The organism is Pseudomonas sp. IT-347P, assembly GCF_949768005.1.
Classification (GTDB): Bacteria; Pseudomonadota; Gammaproteobacteria; order Pseudomonadales; family Pseudomonadaceae; genus Aquipseudomonas.
The window spans coordinates 297398-322796 of the sequence record NZ_CATKPQ010000055.1 but is presented as its reverse complement, the minus strand read 5'-3'; the positions used below and the strand labels follow the sequence as shown (position 1 = coordinate 322796).

The window sequence follows — 25399 nt, the reverse complement described above, 5'->3', positions numbered from 1 at the left end:
GGTGAGTGCTGCGCACTCAATCGCGAGCAGGCTCACTCCTACAGGGATCGCGGTCTTCCAGTGGAGAAAACGTATGCATAACCCTTGCGCCGTGATCCCGGTCTACAACCACGAAACGGCAATCGGTAGCGTGGTCGACGCTCTGCTCGAGCAAGGCCTGCCGTGCATTCTGGTGGACGACGCCAGCAGCCCGTCCTGCGCGAAAGTGCTCGACGCACTGGCCGGGCACGACAACGTGCATCTGGTGCGCCTGACCGCCAATCAGGGCAAGGGCGGCGCGGTGATGACCGGTTTGCGCGAAGCCGCGCTATTGGGTTTCAGCCATGCGCTGCAGGTCGATGCCGACGGCCAGCACGATTTGCACGATGTCGCCCGTTTTGTCGAGGAGTCCCGCGCCCATCCCGAGGCGATGATCTGCGGTTATCCGCTGTTCGACGAGAGCGTGCCGAAAGGCCGTTTGTACGCACGCTACCTGACCCACGTGATGGTCTGGATCAATACGCTGTCGCTGCAGATCCGCGATTCGATGTGCGGTTTTCGCGTCTATCCACTGGCCCCGACGCTGGCGGTGATCGACTCGGCGAAAGTCGGCAAACGCATGGATTTCGATTCGGATATTCTCGTGCGCCTGTCGTGGCGCAATCAGCCGATGCGCTGGTTGCAAACCAGCGTCCACTACCCGCTGGACGGTGTGTCGCACTTCCGCCTGTTCCACGACAACGCGCTGATTTCCGGCATGCATACGCGGCTGTTTCTCGGCATGTTGCTGCGTTTCCCGGTAATCCTCTGGCGCCGGTGGCGCGCATGACTGGCGAAGCCGACAAGCAGCACTGGGCTGACCGCGAAGAACGCGGCAGTTTTCTGCTGATGAAATTCACCGCGTTCGCCGCCAAGGTCCTTGGCCGACGCCTGCTCAGCCCGTTGTTGTACGGCATCGTCCTGTACTTTTTCCTGTTCGGCCGCACCGCTCGGCACAGTGCCTGGCAATACCAGCAGCGCCTGGCCGCGTGGAGTCAGCGCGAGGAATTGCGTCCCACCCATTGGCGCGTGTTCGGCCAGTTCATGGCGTTTGCCGATTCGATGCTCGACAAGCTCGACGTGTGGAACGGCAAGCTGCGCATCGAACAGATCGAAATCATCGACCCGGCTTTGCTGCGTAATCAGTTGCGCGGCAGTCGCGGGCAGCTGCTGGTCGGCGCGCACCTGGGCAATCTCGAGGTGTGCCGGGCACTGGCGGAGATCGGTGAAAAGGTCACCATGAATGTGCTGGTGCATACCAAGCACGCCGAGCAATTCAACCGTTTGCTGGGCGAAGCCGGGGCGACCAATCTGCGCCTGATTCAGGTCAGCGAACTCGACCCGGTGATCATGCTGCAACTGCACGAACGCCTGGAGCGCGGCGAGTGGCTGGCGATTGCCGGCGACCGCGTGCCGCTGCACGGCGGGCGGAGTGTCACCGTCGATTTCCTTGGCCATCCGGCGCCATTCCCGCAAGGCCCATGGCTACTCGCCGGTCTGTTGAAATGCCCGGTCAATCTGCTGATGTGTCTCAAGCAGCCCGATGGCCACTATCGCCTGACCCTCGAGCCCTTCGCTGACGCCGTGGTGTGGAAGCGCAGCGAGCGCGAGCAGGTCATTCATCAGTGGGCCACCCGTTATGCGCAGCGCTTGAGTCACTATTGCCTCGAAGCACCGCAACAATGGTTCAACTTTTACCCTTTCTGGAAGACCGATGACGACGCCAACCCATGAGCCGGTAACCTTCGGCGAACGCCCCTTGCGCATCGAAGACGTGCTGGCTCTGGCCAACCGTCAGGCGCCCGTGCAGTTGCAGAGCGACGCCGACTATCGCGAACGCATCGCCAAGGGTGCGCGTTTCCTCGATTCGCTGCTGGACAAGGAAGGCGTGATCTACGGCGTGACCACCGGTTACGGCGACTCCTGCGTGGTTGCAGTACCGTTGCATCACGTCGAAGCGCTGCCGCGTCATCTCTACACTTTCCACGGTTGCGGGCTGGGCAAACTGCTTGATGCGCAAGCCACTCGCGCGGTGCTCGCAGCACGTTTGCAGTCGTTGTGCCACGGCGTCTCCGGGGTGCGCGTCGAACTTTTGGAGCGTCTGCACGCGTTCCTTGAATACGACATCCTGCCGTTGATCCCGGAAGAGGGTTCGGTCGGCGCCAGCGGTGATCTGACGCCGTTGTCCTACGTCGCCGCAACCTTGTCCGGCGAGCGCGAAGTGATGTTCCGTGGCGAGCGCCGTCAATCTGCCGATGTACATCGCGAACTCGGCTGGACGCCGCTGGTGCTGCGCCCGAAAGAAGCGCTCGCGCTGATGAACGGCACCGCTGTGATGACCGGCCTCGCCTGCCTCGCCTTCGCCCGTGCCGACTATCTGCTGCAACTGGCCACGCGCATCACCGCGCTCAACGTGGTCGCACTGCAAGGCAATCCGGAACACTTCGACGAGCGCCTGTTCGCCGCCAAACCGCATCCGGGGCAGATGCAGGTCGCCGCGTGGCTGCGCAAGGATCTGGCGATCGACGCACCAACGGCGCCGCTGCATCGCCTGCAGGATCGTTACTCGCTGCGTTGCGCCCCACATGTCCTCGGCGTTTTGGCCGACAGCTTGAACTGGCTGCGTTCGTTCATCGAAACCGAACTGAACAGCGCCAACGACAACCCGATCATCGATGCCGAAGCCGAACGCGTGCTGCACGGCGGGCACTTCTACGGCGGGCACATTGCGTTCGCCATGGACAGCCTGAAAAACCTGGTGGCCAACGTCGCCGACCTGCTCGATCGGCAACTCGCCCTGCTGGTGGATGAGCGTTACAACCACGGCCTGCCGAGCAACCTCTCCGGCGCGCCGGCAGACCGGGCGATGATCAACCACGGTTTCAAGGCCGTGCAGATCGGCACCAGCGCCTGGACCGCCGAAGCATTGAAAAACACCATGCCGGCCAGCGTGTTCTCGCGCTCCACCGAATGCCACAACCAGGACAAAGTGAGCATGGGCACCATCGCCGCTCGCGACGCGATCCGTGTGCTGGAGCTGACCGAACAGGTCGCCGCCGCCACCTTGCTCGCCGCCAATCAGGGCGTATGGCTGCGCGCCCAGGCTGAAGATGCGCGACCGCTGCCACCCTCGCTGGCGGCGATGCATGAAGAACTGGCCAAGGACTTCCCGCCGGTCATCGAAGACCGCGCGCTCGAGGGCGAACTGCGCCTGTGCCTGCAACGCATCGCCGCGCAACACTGGAGGCTGCATGCGTAGCGCCGGAGTGCTTCACGCCGACACGGAAATCCTCGTGCCGTTCTTCGACGTCGACACCATGCACGTGGTCTGGCACGGGCATTACGTCAAATACCTCGAAGTCGCCCGCTGTGCGCTGCTGGACAGGATCGGCCATAACTACACGCAAATGGCCGAGTCCGGTTACGCCTGGCCGATCATCGACCTGCAATTGCGCTACGTCCGTGGCGCGGTGTTCGGTCAACGCCTGAATGTGCGCGCCAGCCTGGTCGAGTGGGAAAACCGCCTGAAGATCAACTACCTGATCACCGACCTGCAAAGCGGCGAACGCCTGACCCGCGCCAGCTCGGTGCAAGTCGCCGTCGAAGTGAGCAGCCGCGAGATGCAACTGGCTTCGCCGAAAGTCTTCACCGATGCCGTAGAAAGGATGCTGCGATGAATGTTTTGGTTAAAAGCCTGAGTGTATTGGCGCTGCTGACGCTGTCAGCGCTGGCCAACGCCTTCGATCTGCAACAGCTCAGCGAGCAACTGGCGAAACCGGACGTGATTCACGGCCAGTTCATCCAGGAAAAACACCTGCGCGCCCTGCCCCAGCCGCTGATCAGCAAGGGCAATTTCGTCCTGGCGAAAAATCACGGCCTGCTCTGGCTGCTGAAAACCCCGCTGCAACAGGACTACCGCATCACCGCCAAGGGCATCGCCCGGCGTGACGGCAATGGCTGGCAACTGCTGCCGAACAAGAGCGCCGGGGCTGAGCAGAACCGCTTGTTCCTCGCCGTACTGCAGGGTGACAGCAGCGGTCTGCAACGGGATTTCGAACTGGCCCTGAGCGGCGACGCACAGCAGTGGAAACTGACCCTGACCCCACGCTCGCTGCTGCTCAAGCAAGTGTTCAATCAGATCAATATCGACGGCGGCGCGCTGGTGCAAACCATCGAACTGCTGGAAACCCAGGGCGACAGCACCGTGCTGCGCATGCAGGACAGCACCGCCGGGCAACCGTTGAGCGACGCGGAGCAACATGACTTTGCCGAGTGAACGCAGGCTGCCTTGGCTGTTTCTGATCCTTTTGCTGGCGGTCGTCGCGCTGGCCGGTTGGCAGTGGCGCGACGGTGCGCCGCTGTCGGCGAACCTAATGGAACTCGTGCCCGGCACCCACCCCGACGCTCTCGAACAGCGCGCCGAGCAGCGCATGCAGGAACCGCTCAACCGCGAAATGCTGGTGCTGGTCGGCCACGCCGATCGTCAGCACGCGGTGGCCATGGCGCAGACGCTGGGCGAGCAATGGCAGGCCAGTGGCCTGTTCGAAAAAGTGCAGTGGAACCTGCAGGCGGATCTGCCAGCGCTGCGCACGCAACTGCTGCACGGGCGGCTGGCGATGCTCTCGGCGGATGATCGGCAACTGCTGATCGAACATCCCGACGTGTTCATTCAGCAACGCGTACAGGCCATGTTCGACCCGTTCAGCGGTTTCAGTCTGGTGCCAAGCCAGGATGACTGGTTGGGCCTGACCGGGCGCATTCAGAACAGTCAGCCGCAGCATGGTGCGGTGCAACTGGATATCGGCAGTGGGGCGCTGATTGCCGATGCCGACGGCAAGAGCTGGGTGCTGCTGCGCGCGCGCACCACCGGCAATGCTTTCGATATGAACCTGCCGCTGCAAGTCGCGGCGCTGTTACAGCAAAGCCGCGAGCAGGCGGCTAAATCCGACGTGCAATTGCTGGCCGCCAGCGGCTTGCTGTACGCGGCCAACGGCCAGCAGCAAGCCACACGCGAAATGACCTGGGTTGGCGGTGGCGCCACGGTCGGTATTCTGTTGCTGCTGTTGCTCGCCTTCCGCCGCTGGCGCGTGTTGCTGGCGTTCGTGCCGGTGCTGGTGGGCATGTTGTTCGGTGCGGTGGCGTGTGTGGCGCTGTTCGGTCACATGCATGTGATGACGCTGGTGCTCGGTTCCAGCCTGATCGGCGTGGCCGTGGATTACCCGCTGCACTATTTGTCGAAGAGCTGGAGCCTGAAGCCGTGGCGCAGTTGGCCGGCGTTGCGTTTGACGCTTTCCGGGCTGACCCTGAGCCTGATCACCAGTGCCATCGGTTATCTGGCGCTGGCGTGGACGCCGTTCCCGGCGCTGACGCAAATCGCGGTGTTCTCCGCCGCCGGATTGCTCGGTGCCTATCTGTCGGCGGTGTGCCTGTTGCCGGCGCTGCTGAACAACGTCGAACTGCGCCCCGCGCAATGGCCGCTGCATCTGGCCGAGCGCCTGATCGCGCTGCGGGAAAAACTCCTCGAACGTGTGCGCACGCCCGTATTGCTGGCGCTGCTGATCGCCTTCTGTGTCGGCGGTCTGCTGCAGCTGCAAAGCAAGAACGACATTCGCCAATGGGTCGGCGCACCGCAACAGCTGACCGACGAAGCGCAGACCATCGCGCGCATCACCGGCTATCAGCCGACCAGCCAGTTCTTCCTGGTGCGCGCCGACAATCAGCAGCAATTGCTCGAGCGGCAGGCCGCACTGAGCGAGCGCCTGGAGCAATTGGTCAACCTCGACAAACTGCAAGGCTATCTGGCCCTCGACCAATTGGTCAGCCCGCCGAACCAGCAGGAACAGGTACGCCAGGCACTGAATCAACTGCCGCAATACTGGCAGCCACTGCTCGAACTCGGCGTGCCACTCGCCGCCCTGCAAAACGAACTGCAACAGCTGCAGACTGTGCCCGCCGAAGACATCGACGCGGCGCTGGCCGGCCCGCTCGGCGAGCCTTATCGCACGCTCTGGCTCGGACCCAGCGAAGGCGGCGTGGCGGCGATGACCAGCCTGCAAGGTTTGAACAATCCGGCGCTGTTGCGTGTGCAAGCACTGGATTTGCCGGGGGTGACGCTGGTCGATCGTCTCGGTGAATTGAATGAAGTCTTTGCGGCGACGCAAATCAGTGCCGCTGAATTGAAACTCGCTTCCTGCGCGTTAATCGTGCTGGTGCTGATGCTTCCATTCGGTCTCGGCGGGGCGCTGCGCATCGTCGCCCTGCCACTGCTCGCCGCCCTGTGCAGTCTGGCCAGTCTGGGCTGGCTCGGTCAGCCGCTGACCCTGTTCAGCCTGTTCGGCCTGCTGCTGGTGACGGCGATCAGCGTCGACTACGCGATTCTCATGCGTGAGCAAGTCGGTGGTGCGGCGGTGAGCTTGCTGGGTACCTTGCTGGCCGCTGTGACGACGTGGCTGTCGTTTGGGTTGCTGGCGGTTTCCAGCACACCGGCGGTGAGCAACTTCGGTCTGGCGGTGAGCCTCGGTCTGGCGTTCAGCTTCATGCTCGCACCGTGGGCCGGGCGTCACGAACAGGCCGCCGTCGTCACGGAGCCCGCAGCGTGATGGTCGTCGGTTTCTGGCTGCTGGCCTTGGCGTTGTTCGCCATCGCCACTCGCATTGGGCGCCACTTCGGTCTGATCCCGATCGTCAGCCAGTTGCTGTTGGCAAGCTTCGGCCTGCCGCTGCTGATGTATTTCTGGATCGAGCCGGGCTGGCAGCTCAGCGGCGCACAGCTGATCGCGCCAGACTGGCTGAAAAACCTCTACAGCCTGAGTTTCGCCTTGCTGCTCGGGCATATCCTCAGTGATGTAATCGATCTGAAACTCGATCGGCAGAGCGTGAAAATTGCCCTGCCGAGTTTCGTCGTGCCGTTCGCCTGTGGTCTGGCCGCGGCTTATTGGCTATTGCCCGCGCAGCCGTGGCTCAACTCGTTGGCGATCGGCCTGGTGTTCGCGATTACCGCGATCCCGGTGCTGTACCTGTATCTGCGCCACATCGATTACCCGCCCGCCGCCACGCGCCGCCTGGTGCAGACCGCGATCCTCATTGATCTGACCTGCTGGACGCTGTTCGGCCTCGCCCAGGGCAGTCTGCATCTGAGCAGTCTGCTGCTGCCGCTGGGTCTCGCCTGTGTGCCGTTGCTATTGAATCTGTTGCGTGTGCGTCGGCCGCTGACCTACAGCCTCGGGTTCTTTGCGCTTTTGGTGATGGCCGAGCATTACAAACTCAACGCATTGATCTTCGGCATCGGTTATCTGCTGTGTATGGCCGCATTGAAAGTGCCACTGGTGCTACCGTTGCCGGCGCGCTGGATGAGCCGCTTGCAAACGTGGCTGGCGATTCCGCTGATCCTCACCTTCGGCGTTGTGCAGATCGACGTGCACAGCGCCCTCGCCAGCCTCGGCGCGGTGCAATGGGCGGCGCTGCTGCTGTTACCGATTGCCAGTAAACTGCTCGGCAACTGGCTCGGCCTCGGCTGGGCCGGCGCCTCGTTCGACGGCGCCAGCCGCTGGCGTGAAAGTGTGTTGCTGAACATTCGTGGCCTCAGCGAAATCGTCTTTCTCAATTTGTTGTTGCAACAACAACTCATCACCCCGGCGCTGTACTTCGCGCTGATGCTGATGGGCCTGATCGCGACGCTGCTACCGGCCCTGATCGGCCTGCATCGCGCACCCTTGAATCTGAAGCAGCCTCTGCCCCGGAGCTCACGTGCCAATCGTTGAAATGGAATCCCGTCAGGTCGTGATCATCGGCGCCGGCCCGTCCGGCGCCATCGCCGCCGCGCTGCTCAAGCACAAGGGCCACGATGTGCTGGTGCTCGAGCGCCAGCATTTTCCACGTTTTTCCATTGGCGAAAGCCTGCTCAGCCATTGCCTGGATTTCGTCGAAGAAGCCGGCATGCTCGACGCCGTCAACGCCGCCGGCTTCCAGCGCAAGACCGGCGCCGCATTCGCCTGGGGCGAGCGTTACAGCGCCTTCGATTTTGGCGACACGTTTACCGACGGCAAGCCGACCACGTTCCAGGTGCAGCGCGCCGACTTCGACAAACTGTTGGCCGATCAAGCGGCGTTGCAAGGCGCGGAAATCCGCTACGGCGATGCCATCGTCAGCGTCGATTTCGAGCGGACGAAACCGCAACTGGAGGTGCGTCGCGAGGACGGCAGCGCGTATCGCGTCGAAGCGGACTTCGTCCTCGATGCCAGCGGCTACGGTCGCGTGCTGTCGCGCTTGCTGGACCTCGAAGCACCTTCGAACTTTCCGGTGCGCCAAGCGGTGTTCACCCACGTTGAAGATCACATCGACAACCCGGCGTTCGACCGCGAAAAAATCCTCGTCACCACCCATCCGCAACACCGCGATATCTGGTTCTGGACGATCCCGTTCAGCAACGGTCGCTGCTCGGTGGGCGTGGTCGCGGCCGAGGAACATTTCAAGGGCCGCGACAGCGATCTGGATGCCTGCCTGCGCGGTTTCATCGCCGAAACCCCGAGCCTTGCCGGTGTACTCGATAATGCCGTATGGGACACCCCGGCGCGCACGCTCGGCGGGTATGCCGCCAATGTGAAAACCCTGCACGGGCCGGGCTTTGCCTTGCTCGGCAACGCGGCGGAATTTCTCGACCCGGTGTTCTCCTCCGGCGTGACCATCGCGATGCGCTCGGCGAGCATGGCCGCCGCAGTACTGCACCGTCAGTTGCAGGGTGAAACCGTCGACTGGCAAGGCGAATTCGCCGAGCCACTGAAGCGCGGCGTCGACACCTTCCGCTGCTACGTCGAGGGCTGGTACGCCGGCACCTTCCAGGACGTGATTTTCTATGAAGACAGCCAGGCCGACATCCGCCGGATGATCTGCTCGATCCTCGCCGGTTATGCCTGGGATGAGCGCAACCCGTTCGTCAGTGAAGCGCGCCGGCGCTTGAAGATGATTTCCGAACTTTGTGCAAAGGACGCCCCATGAATTACTTGAGCGACAGCTACGTCGAGGAAACCCGCTTCGGTTTCTGGTTCCTGCGCAGCCACACCTGGCAGCACCATGTGTTGCGCGTGGCGATCAATGATTTGCGCGGGCTGTTCAGCGAGTCGTTGCCGCAAAACCCGGTGTTGCTGGATGCCGGTTGTGGTCAGGGCAAGTCGTTCGCTCATCTGCGCCAGACCTTTGCGCCACAGCGTTTGATCGGCGTTGATGCCGACCCGCACAGCCTTGAATTGAGCGGTGAAGAAGCGGCGCGTCTGGATCTGCACGTAGAGCTGATCGGCAGTGACTGCGCGACGCTCAATGTGCCGGACGCCAGCGTTGATCTGTTGTTCTGCCATCAGACTTTTCATCATCTGGTCGAACAGGAAAAAGCCCTGGCCGAGTTTTATCGCGTATTGAAGCCGGGTGGCTATTTGCTGTTCGCCGAGTCCACCGAGGCTTACATTGATACGTGGGTGATTCGCTGGCTGTTCCGTCATCCGATGCACGTGCAGAAGAGTGCGGCGCAGTATCTGCAGATGATTCGCGAGCAGGGTTTCGAGTTTGGCGAACGCAATGTTTCCTACCCGTATCTGTGGTGGAGCCGGTCGAAGGATTTCGGTTTGCTGGAGCGGTTCGGGTTGCGCAAGCCGAAGCCGTTTGGTGAGCGCGAAGAGACCTTGGTCAACGTCGTAGCGCGCAAGCCGCTGGCAGAGGTTTCCTGATGTACACAAATACTTGTAGGAGTGAGCCTGCTCGCGATAGCGGTGGGTCAGCCAACCTGTATGTTGAGTGTGCGACCGCTATCGCGAGCAGGCTCGCTCCCACAGTGTCCGCGGTGTGGCGACTTTTTGTGGTCGGCGTGATGCTTCTGTTGAGTGCCTGCGCCAGCCAGGCGCCGTTGCCGGTGGGCAATCCAACACTGCCGCTACCGCTGCAACTGCACATCGAACGCCAACAAGCCGAGCAACGCCAGGACTGGCTGCTAGTGATCCAGCGCGAAGGTCCGGGCATTCGCTGGTCGATGATGGACCCGCTGGGCATTCCCCAGGCGCGTCAACAACTGATCGACGGCCACTGGCAAGCCGATGGGCTGCTGCCGCCGAACCCGGAAGCCCGGGAACTGTTTGCTGCGCTGTTGTTCGCTCTGACCCCGTCCGGCGAACTGCTGCGCAATTACCCCGCCGCGCAACAACTGGGACAACAACGTTCTCTGCCGGCACGTTGGGATATCCACTATTCACAACCGTTGAGCTTCGAATTGAACCTGCCCCAAGGCCCGCACTATCGCGTTTCCCCGCTCGGTGAATCGACGCCATGACCGCTTACCTGAATGCCCTCGGCGTGATCTGCGCACTGGGCCGCGACAAACAAACCGTCGCGCGCAACCTGTTCGCCGGCGACTGCTCGGGCATGCGCCGCGAATCCGGCTGGATAGCCGGGCGCGAGCTGCCCGTGGCCGCCGTCCAGGGCGAACTGGCGGCGATCCCGGCAGCACTCGCCGATCAGCGCAGCCGCAACAATCAGCTGCTGCTGGAAGCGGCGTTGCAGATTCGCGATGACATCGATCAAGCGATCCAGACCTACGGCCGTGAGCGCATCGGTGTGGTGCTTGGCACCAGCACCTCGGGCATCGACGAGGCCAGCCGTGGGCTGGCGCACTACATTCGCGAGCAGCAGTTCCCGGCGGAATACGATTATCGGCAACAAGAACTCGGCGCCCCGGCCAATTTCCTCGCTGACTGGCTGCAACTCAGCGGCCCGGCGTATGTGATTTCCACCGCCTGCACCTCCAGCGCCCGGGCGTTGATGAGTGCTCAGCGTTTGCTCGATCTGGGCCTGTGCGACGCGGTGCTGTGTGGCGGCGTTGATAGCCTGTGCAAACTGACCCTCAACGGTTTCTCGTCACTGGAAGCGATGTCCGACCAGCGCTGCAATCCGTTCTCGGCCAACCGCAACGGCATCAATATCGGCGAAGCCGCGGTGCTGTTCGTCATGAGCAAACAACCTGCTGGCGGCCCGGCCATCGCCTTGCTCGGTGCTGGTGCCAGTTCCGACGCCCATCATATTTCTGCCCCTGAACCAACCGGCCGCGGCGCCTTGCAAGCGATGCAGAAAGCCTTGAACCGCGCGCACGTGCAAGCGACGCAGATTAACTACCTGAACCTGCACGGCACCGCCACCCAACACAACGACGCCATGGAAAGTCTGGCGGTTGCCACGCTGTTCCCCGACGGCGTCGCCTGTTCCTCTACCAAACCGATGACCGGCCACACCCTCGGCGCGGCCGGTGCGCTGGAAGCGGCGTTCTGCTGGCTGAGCCTGAGCGCAGACAACCCCGATCGCGCCTTGCCGCCGCACGTCTGGGACGCGCAGGCCGACCCGGCGCTGCCGCCGCTGCACTGGGTGACCGCGAGCGAGCGCCTGACGTCCATTGCACCCCGCTACCTGATGAGCAACTCGTTTGCCTTCGGCGGCAACAACGTCAGCCTGATTATCGGAGACGCCCCATGACTCCCTGGCCGCTCGCCGAACTGCTGCCCCATGCGGGCGACATGATTCTGATCGACAGCATCACAAGCTTTGACGATGAGCAGATTTACACCCGGCTCACGGTCAAGCCCGATGGCCTGTTCAACCTGCCCGACGGCAGCCTGCCGGCCTGGGTCGGCATTGAGCTGATGGCGCAGAGCGTCGCCGCATTTGCCGGGTGCCACGCGCGGCACAAAGGCAATCCGGTGGAGCTGGGCTTTCTGCTCGGCACGCGCAAGTTCGAGTGCAATGTCGAAGCCTTTCCCGCGGGCAGCGAGCTGACCGTCCATGGCCTGCGCTCGCTGGAAGACGACAACGGCATGGGCGTCTTCGAATGCCATATCAACGGCGCCGGCATTCACGCCAGCGCGCGCCTGAATGTGTTCCGTCCGCCTCAGGTCAATCAATATCTGCAACAGACACAGGAGTCGAACGATGACTGAATCCGTACTGGTCACCGGCTCCAGCCGTGGCATCGGCCGCGCCATTGCCTTGCGCCTGGCACAAGCCGGGCACGACATCGTTCTGCATTGCCGCAGCGGTGTGGCTGAAGCGCAAGCCGTTCAGGTGGAAATCGAAGCGCTGGGCCGGCAGGCGCGGATCCTGCAATTCGACGTTGCCGATCGGGAAACCTGCAAAGCCATTCTTGAAGCCGACGTTGAAAGCCACGGTGCCTATTACGGCGTGGTGTTGAACGCCGGGCTGACTCGCGACGGCGCGTTTCCCGCGCTGAGCGATGACGATTGGGACGTGGTCCTGCGCACCAACCTCGACGGTTTCTACAACGTGCTGCACCCGGTGATGATGCCGATGATCCGCCGTCGCGCCGCCGGACGCATTGTTTGCATCACCTCGGTGTCGGGGCTGATCGGCAACCGTGGCCAGGTCAACTACAGCGCTTCCAAGGCCGGCGTGATCGGCGCGGCAAAGGCGTTGGCGATCGAGCTGGGCAAGCGCAAAATCACCGTTAACTGTGTCGCGCCGGGCCTGATCGACACGGCGATGCTGGATGAAAACGTGCCGGTGGAAGAATTGATGAAAATGATCCCCGCGCAACGCATGGGCACCCCGCAAGAGGTGGCCGCTGCGGTGAATTTCCTGATGTCGGCGGAAGCCTCGTACATCACCCGTCAGGTTCTGGCGGTCAACGGAGGCTTGTGCTGATGAAGCGCGTCGTCGTCACCGGCATGGCCGGCATCACCTCGCTGGGCAGCGACTGGGAGACCATCGCCGGCAACTTTGCGGCCAACCGCAGTGGCATCCGTCGCATGGACGAGTGGGATCGCTTCAGCGAACTCAACACACGTCTGGCCGGGCCGATCGATGACTTTGCAGTGCCCGCGCACTGGACCCGCAAGCAACTGCGCAGCATGGGGCGGGTGTCGCGACTGGCGGTCGGCGCGGCGGAAAAAGCCCTGGCTGACGCCGGTTTGCTTGGCGACGAATCGATCACGGACGGGCGCATGGGCGTCGCTTGCGGTTCGTCCACCGGCAGCACCGACGAGATCAAAGCGTTCGGCAATATGCTGCTCAACTCGGTGGCCGAGGGCCTCAACGCCAACTCCTACGTGCGGATGATGCCGCACACCACGGCGGCCAATATCAGCATCTTTTTTGGCCTCACCGGGCGGCTGATCCCGACGTCCAGCGCCTGCACCAGCGGCAGCCAAGGCATCGGTTACGCTTACGAGGCGATCAAGTTCGGCCGCCTGCCGTTGATGCTCGCCGGCGGCGCCGAAGAACTATGCCCGACCGAGGCCATGGTCTTCGACGCGCTCTATGCCACCAGCCTGAAAAACGATGCACCGCAGACCAGCCCGCGCCCTTACGACAAGGGCCGCGACGGCCTGGTAATCGGTGAAGGCGGCGGCATGCTGGTGCTCGAAGAGCTGGAACACGCCCTCGCCCGCGGTGCGCACATCCATGCCGAGATCGTCGGTTTCGGCAGCAACGCCGACGGCCAGCACACCACACGCCCGGAACAAGTGACCATGCGCCGCGCCATGGAACTGGCGCTGGAAGACGCCGGACTCGCGCCGGACGCCATCGGTTATGTAAATGGCCACGGCACCGCTACAGAACAGGGCGACATTGCCGAAACAATGGCGACCAGCAGTTTGTTCGGTGAACACATGCCGATCAGCTCGCAGAAAAGCTTCCTCGGCCACACCCTCGGCGCCTGTGGCGCGCTGGAGTCGTGGTTCAGCATCGAGATGATGAACCGCGACCTGTACGTGCACACGTTCAACCTCGACGAAGTCGATCCGCACTGCGGCAAGCTCGATTACCTGCGCGGCGAATTCCGCCAGATGCATCACGACTACGTGATGAACAACAATTTCGCTTTTGGTGGCGTCAACACCTCGTTGATTTTCCGCCGCTGGCAATGACCGCAATACCTTTGGAGTGAAGGGAATGACTCAGTTTCATCGCATCGCCGCGCTACTGGCCCTGGCTTTCGTGCTCGGCGGTTGCACCAGCAAACCGGTTTACAACGCCAAGGAAGAGTTCTCGCCCAACCTCGGCTTCACCCAGCAACAGATGAGCCGCGCGATCGTTACGGCGCTCAACGACCGCCAATGGGTCGTGCAATCGGTGCGTCCGGGCATGATCAAAGCGGCGATCACCGTACGCGGTCGCCATCACGCCGAAGTCGATATTCCGTTTACCCCGACTTCGTTTGAGATCGACTACCGCAGCAGCTACGGCCTCGACGCCAAGGATGGCAAGATCCACGGCAACTACAACCGCTGGGTCAACCGCCTGCGCGACAACGTGCTCAAAGAGCTGTCGATCAACCCGGACATCGAGTTCGTCAACGACCTGGGCATCGTCAAACAAGGCGCCGACGAGCCGACTTACCTGAGCTTTCGCGAAGGCGTCAAACGCGCCACCGACGCAGGCCTTCTCGACGGCAGCGTGAAGTTCTACCTGGCCGGCGAAACCCTGCCCAAGCAAGTGCGCAAACTCGACACCGTGAGCAGCAGCCGCAAGACCAACGGCTCGAACAAGTCCGACGAAGACGCCTGCTTCTGGGCGCTGCAATCGGCCCTGGCAACCTTGCAGAACGCAGCGAAAAAAGCCGACGCCAACGCGGTGATCAACATCGCCAGCGTCGACCAGCGCGACCTGTACAAGGACACCGAAAAATTCCAGTGCCGTGCCGGGATGGTGGTGTCGAGCGTGGCGTTGCGCGGGGATTTGGCGCACGTGGATTGATGGGATTGTAGAAACGACTAAGGGCGCCGGATGGCGCCCTTTGTCATTTCAGCATCTACACTCGTCCTGACAGGCCGTCGCACCGCGCCTGGTAGAACGGCGAGCCTATCCGCCCTGCACTCGCGGTTCTCTTTCACCGTCAAGGAGATGACTATGCAAGTGAAAGCCCTGATCGCCGCTGTGCTCTTTAGTCTGCTGCCCGGCGCCAGCCACGCCACCCACCTGATGTACATGCCCTTTGAAACCGTGCTGTCGGACGCGATTCGTGCCGGGCGGCTGGATGGCAGTGTGAAGTTCTATCTGCTCGGCAATGGGCCGCAGGGGACACAGCAATTACTGCGCCGGGGGGTGGTCAGTGATTTGAAAACCAACGGTTTCAACAAGAGTGACCATGATTCCTGCGAATGGGTGTTGCAGTCGAACCTGATCAAGTTGCAGGCTGATGCCAAACGGGTCGGGGCGAATGCGGTGGTCAATATCGTCAGTTATTACGACCAGCATGTACGCAAGGATTTGAATACCTACGAGTGCCGGGCGGGGATTTTTGTGACGCGGGTGGCGTTGAGGGGGGATTTGGTTCGGCTGCCCTGAAAGATTGGGTGTTCGGGCTGACGTCTTCGCGAGCAGGCTCGCTCCCACTCTGGAACGCGTTCCCCTGTGGGAGCGAGCCTGCTCGCGATTTGATTGCGCAGCAATCACGCCTTAGAGGGTTCGACCTTGCGCGTGAGCAGGTCGACAAACGCCTTGGCCATCGGCGATTTCTGATCCTTGCGCTGCACCAGCCACACCGCCGACACCGCCTCCGGATCCAGCAGTGGTCGATAGACCACGCCGTCGATGCGCATCCGCTGATAGGACGCCGGCAGCACCGAAACCCCCAGCCCTGCTGCAACCAGGCCGATGATGGTCATCGCCTCCCCCGCCTCTTGGGCGAAGTGCGGGCTGAACCCGGCATCACGCGCCAAGCTCAGCAATTGCGCATACAGGCCGCTGCCATAGCTACGCGGAAAGAACACGAACGGCTCCAGCGCCAGTGCCGAGAGGAACAAGCCCTCCTCCGAACCCTGCGCCAGTGGATGCTTGGAGCCGAGCACGGCGACCAGCGGCTCGCGCATCAACTCGACCACGCTGAGCGAATCCGGCAAACCCAGCGGACGCATGATGCCTACCTCGATCGACTCATCCACCAAAGCGTCGGCGACCATGGTGCTGCTCATCTCGCGCAGATTCAGATGCACCGCCGGAAAACGCTGACGAAAGGAAAAGATCGCCTGGGGAATGGTCGAGTTGAACGGCGCCGACGAGGTGAAGCCAATCTTCAACTCACCCAGTTCACCGAGTTGCGCACGCCGGGCAACATCCGCGGCTTTATCGACCTGCGCCAGCACCAGCCGCGCCTCTTCCAGAAACAATCGCCCCGCCTCACTCAGCTCGACCCGACGATTGGTACGCTCGAACAACCGCGCGCCAACCTCTTGTTCCAGCGCCTGAATCTGCTGGCTCAGCGGCGGCTGCGAGATGCCGAGCACCTGTGCGGCGCGGCCGAAATGCAGTTCTTCGGCGACGGCGATGAAGTAGCGCAGATGACGCAATTCCATGGAAACCCCATTAGGTCGTTAAAGCTATCAAACAGGTCGAACAATATATTGGATAGAAACATTAGCCAGCTATATGATTTTTTCAATGCCTGCCTGGCCGTGCCCTCCGAGGTCTGAAGTGAAAACTGCTGTCGCGCCCCTTGCCCATGAAGTCCCGCCGGCTGCGGCCGATGATGTCGTTGCCGAGCTGCAAGAGATTTACATCGAAAAAGGCACGCCGATGTTCATGCGTACGGTGTTGGCGCTGTTCAGCGGCGGCTTCGCGACGTTTGCCCTGCTCTATTGCGTGCAGCCGATGATGCCGCTGCTGTCCCACGAGTACGGGATCAACGCGGCGCAGAGCAGCCTGATTCTTTCGGTGGCCACCGGCATGCTCGCCATTGGTCTGCTGATCACCGGGCCGATCTCTGATCGGGTCGGGCGCAAACCGGTGATGGTGACGGCGCTGTTCGCGGCAGCGCTGTGCACCATGGCCAGTGCGATGATGCCGAGTTGGCAAGGTGTGCTGATCATGCGCGCACTGATCGGGCTCTCGCTGAGCGGGCTGGCGGCGGTGGCAATGACCTACCTCAGCGAAGAGATCCATCCGCAACACATTGGCCTGGCGATGGGTTTGTATATTGGTGGTAACGCGATCGGCGGGATGAGCGGACGCTTGATTACCGGAGTACTGATCGACTTTGTCAGCTGGCACACGGCAATGCTGGTGATCGGCGGTCTGGCGATGATTGCTGCAGCGGTGTTCTGGAAGATTCTTCCCGAGTCGCGCAACTTCCGTGCGCGCTCATTGCACCCGCGCAGCTTGCTCGACGGCTTCACCATGCACTTTCGCGACGCCGGCCTGCCGCTGCTGTTTCTGGAGGCGTTCGTGTTGATGGGCGCATTCGTCACGCTGTTCAACTACATCGGTTATCGCTTGCTGGCTGCGCCGTACAACCTTGATCAAGTGTTCGTCGGCTTGCTGTCGGTGGTGTACCTGTCGGGGATCTACAGCTCGGCGAAGATCGGTTCGCTGGCGGACAAACTGGGGCGACGCAAAGTGCTGTGGGCGACCATTGCGCTGATGTTTGCCGGCCTGGCGTTGACGATGTTTACCCCGCTGTTGCTGGTGATCGTCGGCATGTTGATTTTTACCTTCGGTTTCTTTGGCGCGCATTCGGTGGCGAGTAGCTGGATTGGCCGCCGCGCGACCAAGGCCAAAGGGCAGGCGTCGTCGTTGTATCTGTTCAGCTATTACGCCGGGTCGAGCATTGCTGGCACGGCGGGCGGGGTGTTCTGGCATCTCGGCGGGTGGAACGGGATTGGTCTGTTCATCGGTTCGTTGCTGCTGATCGCACTGCTCGTGGCGTTGAAGCTGGCGAAGTTGCCGCCGTTGCAGGGTGTCAAAGCCTGACACAAACCCCCTGTAGGAGTGAGCCTGCTCGCGATAGCGGTGTGTCAGTCGCTGAATGTACTGGCTGACACACCGCTATCGCGAGCAGGCTCACTCCTACAATTGATCTGTGTATGACTTTGGATAGTGCAAACAAAAACGCCCGGCATTTAGCCGGGCGTTTTTATTGTGTGGCGATCACTCGTGGTACTGCGCCGACAACTCGTGCACCGCGCGCAGGAACGCACCCGCATGCTCCGGATCCACCTCAGGCGTGATGCCATGGCCGAGGTTGAACACGTGGCCGCTGCCCTTGCCGTAGCTGGCCAGAATGCGCCCGACTTCGGTGCGGATCGCTTCCGGTTTGGCGTAGAGCACGGTCGGGTCCATGTTGCCTTGCAGCGCCACCTTGTCGCCAACCCGGGCGCGGGCGTTGCCGATGTCGCAGGTCCAGTCCAGACCCAGAGCGTCGGCGCCGGCCTCGGCGATGCTTTCCAGCCACAGCCCGCCGTTTTTGGTGAAGAGGATCACCGGTACTTTACGACCGTCGTGCTCGCGGATCAGGCCGCTGATGATCTTCTTCATGTAGGCCAGCGAGAACTCCTGGTAAGCCGCCGCCGACAGGTTGCCGCCCCAGGTGTCAAAGATCTGCACCGCTTGCGCACCGGCCTGGATCTGGCCGTTGAGGTACGAGGTCACCGACTGCGCCAGTTTATCCAGCAGCAGGTGCATGGCTTGCGGGTTGTCGTAGAGCATCGCCTTGGTCTTGCGGAAGTCTTTCGACGAGCCGCCTTCAACCATGTAGGTCGCCAGGGTCCACGGGCTGCCGGAGAAACCGATCAGCGGCACACGACCGTTCAGCTCACGACGGATGGTGCTGACCGCGTCCATCACGTAGCCAAGGTCTTTGTGCGGATCAGGGATCGGTAGGGCTTCGATATCCGCCAGAGTGCTGACGACTTTCTTGAAGCGCGGCCCCTCACCGGTCTCGAAGTACAGGCCTTGGCCCATGGCGTCGGGGATGGTGAGGATGTCGGAAAACAGGATCGCCGCGTCCAGTTGTGGGTAGCGGTCGAGGGGTTGCAGGGTGACTTCGCAGGCAAATTCCGGATTCATGCACAGGCTCATGAAATCACCGGCGTGGGCACGGCTGGCGCGGTATTCCGGCAGGTAACGGCCGGCCTGACGCATCATCCACACCGGGGTGACGTCAACGGGTTGCTTGAGCAGGGCGCGGAGGAAACGGTCGTTCTTCAGGGCAGTCATGTCGGCATCCGGAAAAAAAGTGCGGGCATTTTCTCAGAGCGCGACGCAAAAGGCACGGATGCAGGTCAGCCTTTTGTCTATCGGGTCAATTTGTCGCGCTGGAAACGCGTTATCAGCAACACCGGGAAACAACTGTGGGAGCGGGCTTGCTCGCGAAAGCGGCGTGTCAGTCACTACATCGGGTGACTGATACAAAGCCTTCGCGAGCAAGCCCGCTCCCACATTTTTGATCGCATTTCAGCTTGAAATGTAATCAGACGCCCAGGTAATCGAGGATCCCTTCAGCGGCATTGCGCCCTTCGAAGATCGCCGTCACCACCAGGTCGGACCCGCGCACCATGTCGCCACCGGCGAAGATTTTCGGGTTGCTGGTCTGGTGCTTGTATTGACCTTGCTCAGGCGCAACCACGCGGCCCTGACTGTCGGTCTGGATCTCGAACTGTTCGAACCACGGCGCCGGGCTCGGGCGGAAACCGAACGCGATGACCACGGCGTCTGCCGGGATGATCTCTTCGGAACCGGGGATCGGCTCGGGGCTGCGACGGCCACGGGCGTCCGGTTCGCCGAGACGGGTCTCGACCACTTTCACGCCTTCGACCTTATCCTCACCGACAATGGCGATCGGCTGGCGGTTGTAGAGGAATTTCACGCCTTCTTCCTTGGCGTTCTTCACCTCTTTGCGCGAGCCGGGCATGTTCGCTTCGTCACGACGATACGCACAGGTCACCGACTTGGCGCCCTGACGGATCGAGGTACGGTTACAGTCCATCGCCGTGTCGCCGCCACCGAGCACCACAACCTTCTTGCCTTTCATGTCGACGAAATCTTCCGGCGACTTTTCAAAGCCCAGGTTGCGGTTGACGTTGGCAATGAGGAAGTCCAGCGCGTCATAAACGCCCGGCAGGTCCTCACCGGCAAAACCGCCCTTCATGTAGGTGTAGGTGCCCATGCCCATGAACACCGCATCGTATTCGGCGAGCAGTTGCTCCATGGTCACGTCTTTGCCGACTTCGGTATTCAGACGGAACTCGATGCCCATGCCGGTGAAGACTTCGCGACGATTGCTCAACACGGTCTTTTCCAGCTTGAACTCGGGGATGCCGAAGGTCAGCAAACCACCGATTTCCGGGTTCTTGTCGAACACCACCGGGGTCACGCCACCGCGTACCAGTACGTCGGCACAACCCAGACCTGCCGGGCCGGCACCGATGATCGCGACACGTTTTCCGGTCGGTTTGACCTTGGACATGTCCGGGCGCCAGCCCATGGCGAACGCGGTGTCGGTGATGTACTTCTCGACCGAACCGATGGTCACCGCGCCGAAACCGTCGTTAAGGGTGCAGGCACCCTCGCACAGACGATCCTGCGGACACACCCGGCCGCAGACTTCCGGCAGGGTGTTGGTCTGGTGGGACAGCTCGGCGGCCTGGAGGATGTTGCCCTCGGCCACCAGTTTCAGCCAGTTGGGAATGAAGTTGTGCACCGGGCACTTCCATTCGCAATACGGGTTGCCGCAACCCAGGCAACGGTGGGCCTGGTCGGCCGACTGCTGGGGTTTGAACGGTTCGTAGATTTCCACGAACTCTTTCTTGCGTTGACGCAACAGTTTCTTCTTCGGATCCTTGCGCCCGACATCGATGAACTGGAAGTCGTTATTCAGACGTTCAGCCATTGTTAAAACCTCATCAAACTCTTCAGGCGCATATCACTGCGGGTTGGCACGAGTGCTGGAAAGCAACGACTTCAGGTTGGCAGCCTTAGGCTTGACCAGCCAGAAACGGCGCAAGTAGTCATCGAGGTTTTCGGCGAGTTCACGACCCCACTCGCTGTCGGTTTCCGCGACGTACTCGTTCAGCACGTTTTGCAGGTGGCTGCGATAGGCTTCCATCGCCTCGCCGCTGATCCGCTGGATTTCCACCAGTTCGTGGTTGACCCGGTCAACGAAGGTGTTGTCCTGATCGAGCACGTAGGCGAAACCACCGGTCATGCCAGAGCCGAAGTTGTAACCGGTCTTGCCCAGAACGCAGACAAAACCACCGGTCATGTACTCGCAGCAGTGATCGCCAGTGCCTTCCACAACCGTGTGGGCACCGGAGTTACGCACGGCGAAACGCTCACCTGCGGTGCCAGCGGCGAACAGCTTGCCGCCGGTGGCACCGTACAGGCAGGTGTTGCCGATGATGGCGCTTTCCTGAGTTTTGTAAACGCTGCCCTTCGGCGGCACGATGGTCAGCTTGCCACCGGTCATGCCTTTGCCGACGTAGTCGTTGGCATCGCCTTCCAGGTACATGTTCAGACCGCCGGCGTTCCATACGCCGAAGCTCTGCCCGGCAGTGCCTTTGAAGCGGAAGGTGATCGGCGCTTTCGCCATGCCCTGGTTGCCGTGCTTGCGCGCGATTTCACCGGAGATCCGCGCGCCGATCGAACGGTCGCAGTTGCAGATATCCAGATCGAACTCGGCGCCGCTGAGGTCATTGATCGCCGACGACGCCATCTCGACCATTTTCTCGGCCAGCAGGCCCTGGTCGAACGGCGGGTTGCGTTCAACGCCGCAGAATTGTGGCTTGTCCGCCGGGATGTGATCGCTGCCCAGCAGCGGCGTCAGGTCCAGGTGATGTTGCTTGGCGGTCTGACCTTCGAGGATTTCTAGCAGATCGGTGCGACCGATCAGTTCTTCGAGGGAACGCACGCCGAGCTTGGCCAGCCACTCACGGGTTTCTTCGGCGACGTAGGTGAAGAAATTCACCACCATGTCGACGGTGCCGATGTAGTGATCCTTGCGCAGCTTCTCGTTCTGCGTCGCAACGCCAGTGGCGCAGTTGTTCAGGTGGCAGATACGCAGGTATTTGCAGCCCAGGGCGATCATTGGTGCGGTACCGAAGCCGAAGCTTTCGGCGCCGAGAATCGCCGCTTTGATCACGTCGAGGCCAGTCTTCAAGCCGCCGTCGGTCTGCACCCGGACTTTGCCGCGCAAGTCGTTGCCGCGCAGAGTCTGGTGGGTTTCAGCCAGGCCCAGTTCCCACGGCGCGCCCGCGTATTTGATCGAGGTCAGCGGCGAAGCACCGGTGCCACCGTCGTAGCCGGAAATGGTGATCAGGTCCGCATAGGCCTTGGCCACACCGGCGGCGATGGTGCCGACGCCCGCTTCCGCCACCAGCTTCACCGAAACCAGCGCCTGCGGGTTGACCTGTTTCAGGTCGAAGATCAACTGCGACAAGTCTTCGATCGAATAGATGTCGTGGTGCGGCGGTGGCGAAATCAGCGTCACGCCGGGCACTGCATAACGCAGCTTGGCGATCAGCCCGTTGACCTTACCGCCGGGCAATTGCCCGCCCTCGCCCGGCTTGGCGCCTTGGGCGACCTTGATCTGCAACACCTCGGCGTTGACCAGGTATTCCGGAGTCACACCGAAACGGCCGGTCGCAACCTGCTTGATTTTCGAGCTCTTGATGGTGCCGTAGCGTGCCGGGTCTTCACCACCTTCGCCGGAGTTGGAACGCGCACCGAGGCGGTTCATGGCTTCGGCCAGGGCTTCGTGAGCTTCCGGCGACAAGGCGCCCAGCGAGATACCGGCAGAATCGAAGCGCTTGAGCACCGACTCCAGCGGTTCGATTTCACTGATGTCCAGCGGTGTGTCGAGAGTCTTGACCTTAAGCAAGTCGCGAATCATCGACACCGGCCGGTTGTCCACCAGCGAGGTGTATTCCTTGAACTTCGCGTAGTCGCCCTGCTGCACGGCGGCTTGCAGGGTGTTGACCACGTCCGGGTTGTACGCGTGATATTCGCCACCGTGGACGAACTTCAGCAGACCGCCCTGCTGGATCGGCTTGCGCGGACTCCAGGCTTCGCTGGCGAGTGCTTTCTGCTCGGCTTCGATGTCGACGAAACGCGCACCCTTGATGCGGCTCGGCACGCCACGGAAGCTCAGGTCGCAGACTTCTTCGGACAGGCCGATGGCCTCGAACAGCTGCGCACCACGGTACGAAGCGATGGTCGAGATGCCCATCTTCGACAGGATCTTCAGCAGACCTTTGGTGATGCCTTTGCGGTAGTTCTTGAACACCTCGTAGAGGTCGCCCAGCACTTCACCGGTCCGGATCAGGTCGCCCAGCACTTCGTAGGCCAGGAACGGATAGACCGCCGAGGCGCCGAAACCGATCAGCACGGCAAAGTGATGCGGGTCACGGGCGGTCGCGGTTTCAACGAGGATGTTGGAATCGCAGCGCAGACCTTTCTCGGTCAGGCGGTGGTGCACCGCCCCCGTCGCCAGGGATGCGTGGATAGGCAGTTTGCCCGGTGCGATATGACGGTCGCTCAGGACGATCTGGGTCCGACCGGCGCGCACGGCTTCTTCAGCCTGATCGGCAACGTTGCGGATCGCCGCTTCGAGGCCAACGCTTTCGTCGTAGTTGAGGTCGATGATCGCCCGTTCGAAGCCCGGGCGGTCGAGGTTCATCAACGAGCGCCACTTGGCCGGGGAAATGACCGGCGAGCTGAGGATCACGCGCGAGGCGTGCTCCGGCGATTCCTGGAAGATGTTGCGCTCGGCACCGAGGCAGATTTCCAGCGACATCACGATCGCTTCACGCAGCGGGTCGATCGGCGGGTTGGTGACCTGCGCGAACTGCTGGCGGAAATAGTCGTACGGCGTGCGCACACGCTGGGACAGCACGGCCATCGGCGTGTCATCGCCCATCGAACCGACGGCTTCGTAGCCTTGCTCGCCAAGCGGACGCAGGACCTGATCGCGCTCTTCGAACGTGACCTGATACATCTTCATGTATTGCTTGAGCTGATCGACGTCGTAGAACGCCGAACCGTGGTCGTTGTCTTCCATGGTCGCCTGAATGCGCAGGGCATTCTTGCGCAGCCATTGCTTGTACGGATGACGGGATTTCAGACGGTTGTCGATCGCATCGGTGTCGAGGATCTGCCCGGTTTCGGTGTCCACCGCGAAGATCTGGCCCGGGCCGACACGGCCCTTGGCGAGCACGTCTTCGGGCTGGTAGTTCCACACGCCGATTTCCGAGGCGAGGGTGATGAAACCGTTTTTGGTGGTGACCCAGCGCGCCGGACGCAGACCGTTACGGTCAAGCAGGCACACCGCGTAGCGACCGTCGGTCATCACCACGCCGGCCGGGCCGTCCCACGGTTCCATGTGCATCGAGTTGTACTCGTAGAACGCACGCAGATCCGGGTCCATGGTTTCGACGTTCTGCCACGCTGGCGGAATGATCATCCGCACGCCACGGAACAGGTCGATGCCACCGGTGACCATCAGTTCGAGCATGTTGTCCATGCTCGAGGAGTCGGAACCGACACGGTTGACCAGCGGGCCGAGTTCTTCCAGATCCATCAGATCATTGGTGAACTTGGTCCGACGGGCCTGTGCCCAGTTGCGGTTACCGGTAATGGTGTTGATCTCGCCGTTGTGGGCGAGAAAGCGGAACGGCTGAGCCAGCGGCCATTTCGGCAGGGTGTTGGTGGAGAAGCGCTGGTGGAACACGCAGATCGCGGTTTGCAGTCGCTCGTCGCTCAGGTCTGGATAAAACGCCGCCAGATCGGCCGGCATCATCAGGCCTTTATAGATGATGGTCTTGTGCGAAAAGCTGCAGATGTAGTGGTCAGAGTCGACGGCATTGGAGACCGACGAACGACGGCGCGCACTGAACAGCTTCACGGCCATGTCCTGATCGCTCAGGCCTTCGCCGCCGATGTAGACCTGCTCGATCTGTGGCAGGCGCTCAAGGGCCAGGCGGCCGAGGACGCTGGTGTCGATCGGCACTTTGCGCCAGCCGATCAGTTGCAGGCCTTCAGCGAGGATTTCGCGGTTCATGTTCTCGCGAGCGGCTTCGGCCTTGGCCGGATCCTGGTTGAAGAAGACCATGCCCACGGCGTATTGCTTGGGCAGCTCGACGCTGAAGGTTTCCCGGGCAATGGCTCGCAGGAACGCATCAGGTTTTTGAATCAGCAGACCGCAACCGTCACCGGTCTTGCCGTCGGCATTAATCCCACCGCGGTGGGTCATGCAGGTCAGGGCCTCGATGGCCGTTTGCAAAAGGGTATGACTGGGCTCGCCCTGCATATGGGCTATCAGGCCGAAACCGCAGTTATCCTTGAATTCATCTGGTTGGTACAGACCTGCTTTCATAGACACTTTCTCACCAGGCTGCCTCTTTTCGAGGCAAATTTCTTTTCAATTCAACCACTTGCATCCTGCGCCGAACGTACGCCGGCTTGGCGGGGGCAAAAGGGTGGTCATTGTACACAGCGACACAGAGGCTCACAAATTTGACGACGAACTGTCGCAAATTCATGTCGCATTTGTGAAAGGTTTAAAACGATCTGCTGTGCTAGTCAAAACTTTTTTAAATTCTGACCGCAACGACTCAAAAACTACTGTG

At 61.6% G+C, this 25399-nt stretch carries 21 protein-coding genes; 17 read left to right on the top strand and 4 right to left on the bottom strand.

Going from position 1 to position 25399, the window contains the following annotated elements; all coding sequences use genetic code 11:
• Window positions 1-73: 73 nt before the first annotated feature.
• The 16 genes from ACM6IV_RS21100 to ACM6IV_RS21025 all read left to right on the top strand — a co-directional run bounded on the left by ACM6IV_RS21100 (window position 74) and on the right by ACM6IV_RS21025 (window position 15350).
• Window positions 74-808, top strand: a complete 735-nt coding sequence (locus tag ACM6IV_RS21100; protein WP_414871483.1) for a glycosyltransferase family 2 protein — start codon at window positions 74-76, stop codon at window positions 806-808.
• A complete protein-coding gene (locus ACM6IV_RS21095; RefSeq protein WP_414871482.1) occupies window positions 805-1752 on the top strand; it encodes a glycosyl transferase in 948 nt (315 codons plus the stop codon). The genes ACM6IV_RS21100 and ACM6IV_RS21095 overlap by 4 nt, the downstream gene beginning before the upstream one ends.
• A complete protein-coding gene (locus ACM6IV_RS21090) occupies window positions 1733-3277 on the top strand; it encodes an HAL/PAL/TAL family ammonia-lyase (protein WP_150692986.1) in 1545 nt (514 codons plus the stop codon). Before ACM6IV_RS21095 ends, ACM6IV_RS21090 begins: the two co-directional genes overlap by 20 nt.
• The gene (locus ACM6IV_RS21085; RefSeq protein WP_414871481.1) at window positions 3270-3695 is read left to right on the top strand and encodes an acyl-CoA thioesterase; all 426 of its coding nucleotides are present in this window, start codon (window positions 3270-3272) and stop codon (window positions 3693-3695) included. The genes ACM6IV_RS21090 and ACM6IV_RS21085 overlap by 8 nt, the downstream gene beginning before the upstream one ends.
• Window positions 3692-4294, top strand: a complete 603-nt coding sequence (locus ACM6IV_RS21080; RefSeq protein WP_414871480.1) for an outer membrane lipoprotein carrier protein LolA — start codon at window positions 3692-3694, stop codon at window positions 4292-4294. Before ACM6IV_RS21085 ends, ACM6IV_RS21080 begins: the two co-directional genes overlap by 4 nt.
• The gene (locus ACM6IV_RS21075; RefSeq protein WP_414871479.1) at window positions 4278-6617 is read left to right on the top strand and encodes an MMPL family transporter; all 2340 of its coding nucleotides are present in this window, start codon (window positions 4278-4280) and stop codon (window positions 6615-6617) included. The genes ACM6IV_RS21080 and ACM6IV_RS21075 overlap by 17 nt, the downstream gene beginning before the upstream one ends.
• Window positions 6614-7777, top strand: a complete 1164-nt coding sequence (locus ACM6IV_RS21070) for a sodium:proton antiporter (protein WP_414871478.1) — start codon at window positions 6614-6616, stop codon at window positions 7775-7777. The genes ACM6IV_RS21075 and ACM6IV_RS21070 overlap by 4 nt, the downstream gene beginning before the upstream one ends.
• Window positions 7764-9011 carry an NAD(P)/FAD-dependent oxidoreductase gene (locus ACM6IV_RS21065; RefSeq protein WP_414871477.1) on the top strand — a complete coding sequence of 416 codons (1248 nt, stop codon included), beginning with the start codon at window positions 7764-7766 and terminating at the stop codon, window positions 9009-9011. Before ACM6IV_RS21070 ends, ACM6IV_RS21065 begins: the two co-directional genes overlap by 14 nt.
• Window positions 9008-9733 carry a class I SAM-dependent methyltransferase gene (locus ACM6IV_RS21060; protein WP_414871476.1) on the top strand — a complete coding sequence of 242 codons (726 nt, stop codon included), beginning with the start codon at window positions 9008-9010 and terminating at the stop codon, window positions 9731-9733. Before ACM6IV_RS21065 ends, ACM6IV_RS21060 begins: the two co-directional genes overlap by 4 nt.
• Complete coding sequence (locus tag ACM6IV_RS21055; protein ID WP_414871475.1) at window positions 9733-10329, top strand: hypothetical protein; 597 nt, start codon at window positions 9733-9735, stop codon at window positions 10327-10329. The genes ACM6IV_RS21060 and ACM6IV_RS21055 overlap by 1 nt, the downstream gene beginning before the upstream one ends.
• On the top strand, window positions 10326-11522 hold the full coding sequence (locus ACM6IV_RS21050; RefSeq protein WP_414871474.1) for a beta-ketoacyl-[acyl-carrier-protein] synthase family protein: 1197 nt from the start codon (window positions 10326-10328) through the stop codon (window positions 11520-11522). Before ACM6IV_RS21055 ends, ACM6IV_RS21050 begins: the two co-directional genes overlap by 4 nt.
• Entirely contained in the window at window positions 11519-11983 is a 465-nt protein-coding gene (locus tag ACM6IV_RS21045) for a hotdog family protein (protein ID WP_414871473.1), read from the top strand. Before ACM6IV_RS21050 ends, ACM6IV_RS21045 begins: the two co-directional genes overlap by 4 nt.
• Entirely contained in the window at window positions 11976-12704 is a 729-nt protein-coding gene (fabG, locus tag ACM6IV_RS21040; RefSeq protein WP_414871472.1) for a 3-oxoacyl-ACP reductase FabG, read from the top strand. Before ACM6IV_RS21045 ends, fabG begins: the two co-directional genes overlap by 8 nt.
• On the top strand, window positions 12704-13930 hold the full coding sequence (locus tag ACM6IV_RS21035; protein ID WP_414871471.1) for a beta-ketoacyl-ACP synthase: 1227 nt from the start codon (window positions 12704-12706) through the stop codon (window positions 13928-13930). Before fabG ends, ACM6IV_RS21035 begins: the two co-directional genes overlap by 1 nt.
• A gap of 25 nt (window positions 13931-13955) precedes the next feature.
• Entirely contained in the window at window positions 13956-14759 is an 804-nt protein-coding gene (locus tag ACM6IV_RS21030; RefSeq protein WP_277760276.1) for a hypothetical protein, read from the top strand.
• Window positions 14760-14912: 153 nt separating this feature from the next.
• Entirely contained in the window at window positions 14913-15350 is a 438-nt protein-coding gene (locus ACM6IV_RS21025; RefSeq protein ID WP_414871470.1) for an excinuclease, read from the top strand.
• Between the two features lie 104 nt (window positions 15351-15454).
• Here ACM6IV_RS21025 and ACM6IV_RS21020 read toward each other — a convergent pair whose 3' ends face one another.
• A complete protein-coding gene (locus ACM6IV_RS21020) occupies window positions 15455-16357 on the bottom strand; it encodes a LysR substrate-binding domain-containing protein (protein WP_414871469.1) in 903 nt (300 codons plus the stop codon).
• 118 nt (window positions 16358-16475) lie between these two features.
• On the opposite strand from ACM6IV_RS21020, the gene ACM6IV_RS21015 reads away from it, so the two are divergent.
• The gene (locus tag ACM6IV_RS21015; RefSeq protein WP_414871468.1) at window positions 16476-17750 is read left to right on the top strand and encodes an MFS transporter; all 1275 of its coding nucleotides are present in this window, start codon (window positions 16476-16478) and stop codon (window positions 17748-17750) included.
• Window positions 17751-17927: 177 nt separating this feature from the next.
• On the opposite strand, the gene hemE is transcribed toward ACM6IV_RS21015, so the two are convergent.
• The 3 genes from hemE to gltB form a co-directional block, all read right to left on the bottom strand.
• Window positions 17928-18995 (bottom strand): uroporphyrinogen decarboxylase, encoded by a 1068-nt coding sequence (hemE, locus tag ACM6IV_RS21010; RefSeq protein WP_414871467.1) that lies wholly within the window; start codon window positions 18993-18995, stop codon window positions 17928-17930.
• Between the two features lie 253 nt (window positions 18996-19248).
• A complete protein-coding gene (locus tag ACM6IV_RS21005; protein WP_007909438.1) occupies window positions 19249-20667 on the bottom strand; it encodes an FAD-dependent oxidoreductase in 1419 nt (472 codons plus the stop codon).
• A gap of 33 nt (window positions 20668-20700) precedes the next feature.
• On the bottom strand, window positions 20701-25146 hold the full coding sequence (gene gltB / locus ACM6IV_RS21000; RefSeq protein WP_414871466.1) for a glutamate synthase large subunit: 4446 nt from the start codon (window positions 25144-25146) through the stop codon (window positions 20701-20703).
• Window positions 25147-25399: the final 253 nt, after the last annotated feature.

What these genes read in the sequence shown, in the direction of transcription:
- ACM6IV_RS21045 (WP_414871473.1), top strand. Translation starts at nt 11,519, where the DNA reads ATGACTCCCTGGCCGCTCGCCGAACTGCTGCCCCATGCGGGCGACATG.
- gltB (WP_414871466.1), bottom strand. Translation starts at nt 25,146, where the DNA reads ATGAAAGCAGGTCTGTACCAACCAGATGAATTCAAGGATAACTGCGGT.
- ACM6IV_RS21060 (WP_414871476.1), top strand. Translation starts at nt 9,008, where the DNA reads ATGAATTACTTGAGCGACAGCTACGTCGAGGAAACCCGCTTCGGTTTC.
- ACM6IV_RS21100 (WP_414871483.1), top strand. Translation starts at nt 74, where the DNA reads ATGCATAACCCTTGCGCCGTGATCCCGGTCTACAACCACGAAACGGCA.
- ACM6IV_RS21085 (WP_414871481.1), top strand. Translation starts at nt 3,270, where the DNA reads ATGCGTAGCGCCGGAGTGCTTCACGCCGACACGGAAATCCTCGTGCCG.
- hemE (WP_414871467.1), bottom strand. Translation starts at nt 18,995, where the DNA reads ATGACTGCCCTGAAGAACGACCGTTTCCTCCGCGCCCTGCTCAAGCAA.
- fabG (WP_414871472.1), top strand. Translation starts at nt 11,976, where the DNA reads ATGACTGAATCCGTACTGGTCACCGGCTCCAGCCGTGGCATCGGCCGC.
- ACM6IV_RS21090 (WP_150692986.1), top strand. Translation starts at nt 1,733, where the DNA reads ATGACGACGCCAACCCATGAGCCGGTAACCTTCGGCGAACGCCCCTTG.
- ACM6IV_RS21050 (WP_414871474.1), top strand. Translation starts at nt 10,326, where the DNA reads ATGACCGCTTACCTGAATGCCCTCGGCGTGATCTGCGCACTGGGCCGC.
- ACM6IV_RS21030 (WP_277760276.1), top strand. Translation starts at nt 13,956, where the DNA reads ATGACTCAGTTTCATCGCATCGCCGCGCTACTGGCCCTGGCTTTCGTG.
- ACM6IV_RS21020 (WP_414871469.1), bottom strand. Translation starts at nt 16,357, where the DNA reads ATGGAATTGCGTCATCTGCGCTACTTCATCGCCGTCGCCGAAGAACTG.
- ACM6IV_RS21095 (WP_414871482.1), top strand. Translation starts at nt 805, where the DNA reads ATGACTGGCGAAGCCGACAAGCAGCACTGGGCTGACCGCGAAGAACGC.
- ACM6IV_RS21025 (WP_414871470.1), top strand. Translation starts at nt 14,913, where the DNA reads ATGCAAGTGAAAGCCCTGATCGCCGCTGTGCTCTTTAGTCTGCTGCCC.
- ACM6IV_RS21055 (WP_414871475.1), top strand. Translation starts at nt 9,733, where the DNA reads ATGTACACAAATACTTGTAGGAGTGAGCCTGCTCGCGATAGCGGTGGG.
- ACM6IV_RS21075 (WP_414871479.1), top strand. Translation starts at nt 4,278, where the DNA reads ATGACTTTGCCGAGTGAACGCAGGCTGCCTTGGCTGTTTCTGATCCTT.
- ACM6IV_RS21080 (WP_414871480.1), top strand. Translation starts at nt 3,692, where the DNA reads ATGAATGTTTTGGTTAAAAGCCTGAGTGTATTGGCGCTGCTGACGCTG.
- ACM6IV_RS21005 (WP_007909438.1), bottom strand. Translation starts at nt 20,667, where the DNA reads ATGGCTGAACGTCTGAATAACGACTTCCAGTTCATCGATGTCGGGCGC.
- ACM6IV_RS21035 (WP_414871471.1), top strand. Translation starts at nt 12,704, where the DNA reads ATGAAGCGCGTCGTCGTCACCGGCATGGCCGGCATCACCTCGCTGGGC.